This is a genomic window from Pseudomonas sp. EL_65y_Pfl1_R83 (assembly GCF_963970695.1).
GTDB lineage: Bacteria > Pseudomonadota > Gammaproteobacteria > Pseudomonadales > Pseudomonadaceae > Aquipseudomonas > Aquipseudomonas tritici.
Genome location: NZ_CAXAQI010000505.1, coordinates 1 through 432 on the forward strand (window position 1 = coordinate 1; position 432 = coordinate 432).

Sequence of the window (432 nt, forward strand, 5' to 3'; positions counted from 1 at the left end):
GCATAATTGAAGCCCGACGCCTGATATTGCGCGCGGCTGGCATCGATGGTCCCGCGGATCTCACCGAACAGCCCGGCCTGATACGACGCGCTTAGCCCGACCGACAGCGTGTCGCCGGAACCGCGCCCGGTGATGATCGTCGCCCCGCCCGGCAAAGTGGTGGTGCCGCCGACAATGCTTTGCGATCGGGTATAGCCCGCCGATCCACTCAGCGTCGGCAACAACTGCGCGCGCGACTGGATCAGCGCTTCGCGTGCCTGGCGCAACCGTGCGACAGCCTGCGCGATATCGAGGTTGTTGACGCGCGCGCGCTCGACGATGCTGGCCAGCAAGGGATCGTCGAAATTGGCCCACCATGTCGTGATGTTGGCCAAGGGCCGCGTGTCGGCGGCCACCGAATACCCATCGGGAACGCCCAGCGCAGCCGGGGTG

The 432-nt window shown here is 66.4% G+C and carries 1 protein-coding gene; it reads right to left on the reverse strand.

Going from position 1 to position 432, the window contains the following annotated elements:
• On the reverse strand, positions 1 to 432 hold a 432-nt coding region (locus tag AACY08_RS30060), incomplete at both ends, for a TolC family protein (RefSeq protein WP_339472727.1).